Origin of the sequence: Aeromonas aquatica (assembly GCF_000764655.1) — a bacterium.
Classification (GTDB): domain Bacteria; phylum Pseudomonadota; class Gammaproteobacteria; order Enterobacterales; family Aeromonadaceae; genus Aeromonas; species Aeromonas aquatica.
The window spans coordinates 2,501-5,327 of the sequence record NZ_JRGL01000106.1 but is presented as its reverse complement, the minus strand read 5'-3'; the positions used below and the strand labels follow the sequence as shown (position 1 = coordinate 5,327).

At 53.4% G+C, this 2,827-nt stretch carries 2 rRNA genes (1 of these 2 only partly in view); both read right to left on the bottom strand.

What is annotated here, in order from left to right:
* A 5S ribosomal RNA gene (gene rrf, locus LG30_RS0113730) occupies positions 1 to 115 on the bottom strand.
* A 124-nt stretch (positions 116 to 239) separates the two neighbouring features.
* A 23S ribosomal RNA gene (locus LG30_RS0113725) occupies positions 240 to 2,827 on the bottom strand; it runs 302 nt beyond the window's last position.

Here is a 2,827-nt window from a genome sequence, read left to right as displayed (position 1 = left end):
GCCTGGCAGTGTCCTACTCTCGCATGGCGAATGCCACACTACCATCGGCGCTACCGCGTTTCACTTCTGAGTTCGGCATGGGATCAGGTGGTTCCACGGCGCTATGGCCGCCAGGCAAAAAACTTCAATCTCGGAAAGCTGACGTGAATAACGATGTCGCTTGTGGCTTGTCGCTATCACTGAATTAGGTAAGTAGTCTCGCACTTGCTACAAGGCCCAGAACACTTCTTGGGTGTTGTATGGTTAAGCCTCACGGGTAATTAGTATGGGTTAGCTCAACACGTCGCCGCGCTTACACACCCCACCTATCAACGTTGTGGTCTCCAACGGCCCTTTAGGACCCTCAAGGGGTCAGGGATGACTCATCTCAGGGCTCGCTTCCCGCTTAGATGCTTTCAGCGGTTATCGATTCCGAACTTAGCTACCGGGCAGTGCCACTGGCGTGACAACCCGAACACCAGAGGTTCGTTCACTCCGGTCCTCTCGTACTAGGAGCAACTCCCTTCAATCATCCAACGCCCACGGCAGATAGGGACCGAACTGTCTCACGACGTTCTGAACCCAGCTCGCGTACCACTTTAAATGGCGAACAGCCATACCCTTGGGACCGACTTCAGCCCCAGGATGTGATGAGCCGACATCGAGGTGCCAAACACCGCCGTCGATATGAACTCTTGGGCGGTATCAGCCTGTTATCCCCGGAGTACCTTTTATCCGTTGAGCGATGGCCCTTCCATTCAGAACCACCGGATCACTATGACCTACTTTCGTACCTGCTCGACCTGTCCGTCTCGCAGTTAAGCTGGCTTATGCCATTGCACTAACCTCCTGATGTCCGACCAGGATTAGCCAACCTTCGTGCTCCTCCGTTACTCTTTGGGAGGAGACCGCCCCAGTCAAACTACCCACCAGGCACTGTCCGCGAGCCCGATTCAGGGCCCTGCGTTAGAACATCAAACATACAAGGGTGGTATTTCAAGGACGGCTCCAGCACAACTAGCGTCATGCCTTCAAAGCCTCCCACCTATCCTACACATGTAGGTTCAATGTTCAGTGCCAAGCTGTAGTAAAGGTTCACGGGGTCTTTCCGTCTAGCCGCGGGTACACCGCATCTTCACGGCGAATTCGATTTCACTGAGTCTCGGGTGGAGACAGCATGGCCATGGTTACACCATTCGTGCAGGTCGGAACTTACCCGACAAGGAATTTCGCTACCTTAGGACCGTTATAGTTACGGCCGCCGTTTACCGGGGCTTCGATCAAGAGCTTCGCTTGCGCTAACCCCATCAATTAACCTTCCGGCACCGGGCAGGTGTCACACCCTATACGTCCACTTTCGTGTTTGCAGAGTGCTGTGTTTTTGATAAACAGTCCCAGCCATCTGGTCACTGCGACTCCCAACTGCTCCATCCGCAAGGGACTTCACTGTCAAGAGCGAACCTTCTCCCGAAGTTACGGTTCTATTTTGCCTAGTTCCTTCACCCGAGTTCTCTCAAGCGCCTTGGTATTCTCTACCCGACCACCTGTGTCGGTTTGGGGTACGATGACTTGTAATCTGAAGCTTAGAGGCTTTTCCTGGAAGCAGGGCATCAATGGCTTCACCACCGTAGTGGCTTCGTCTCGTGTCTCAGTGTTGTGTCTCCGGATTTGCCTAGAAACACCACCTACGCACTTTCACCAGGACAACCGTCGCCTGGCCCACCTAGCCTTCTCCGTCCCCCCATCGCAATTACAAGTCGTGCAGGAATATTAACCTGCTTCCCATCGATTACGCCTTTCGGCCTCACCTTAGGGGTCGACTCACCCTGCCCCGATTAACGTTGGACAGGAACCCTTGGTCTTCCGGCGAGGAGGCTTTTCACCCCCTTTATCGTTACTTACGTCAGCATTCGCACTTCTGATATCTCCAGCATACCTCTCGATACACCTTCGCAGACTTACAGAACGCTCCCCTACCACTCACACATAAGTGTGAATCCGCGGCTTCGGTGCCTGGTTTGAGCCCCGTTACATCTTCCGCGCAGGCCGACTCGACTAGTGAGCTATTACGCTTTCTTTAAATGATGGCTGCTTCTAAGCCAACATCCTAGCTGTCTGAGCCTTCCCACATCGTTTCCCACTTAACCAGAACTTTGGGACCTTAGCCGGCGGTCTGGGTTGTTTCCCTCTTCACGACGGACGTTAGCACCCGCCGTGTGTCTCCCGGATATTACTTACTGGTATTCGGAGTTTGCATGGAGTTGGTAAGTCGGGATGACCCCCTAGTCCAAACAGTGCTCTACCCCCAGTAGTATTCGTCCGAGGCGCTACCTAAATAGCTTTCGGGGAGAACCAGCTATCTCCGAGTTTGATTGGCCTTTCACCCCCAGCCACAGGTCATCCCCTAACTTTGCAACGTTAGTGGGTTCGGTCCTCCAGTTGATGTTACTCAACCTTCAACCTGCCCATGGCTAGATCACCCGGTTTCGGGTCTACACCTTGCAACTAGACGCCCAGTTAAGACTCGGTTTCCCTACGGCTCCCCTATACGGTTAACCTCGCTACAAAATGTAAGTCGCTGACCCATTATACAAAAGGTACGCAGTCACCCCGAAGGGCTCCCACTGCTTGTACGTACACGGTTTCAGGTTCTATTTCACTCCCCTCACAGGGGTTCTTTTCGCCTTTCCCTCACGGTACTGGTTCACTATCGGTCAGTCAGGAGTATTTAGCCTTGGAGGATGGTCCCCCCATATTCAGACAGGATGTCACGTGTCCCGCCCTACTCGATTTCACATCAAGGTTGTTTTCGTGTACGGGGCTATCACCCTGTATCGCTGGCCTTTCC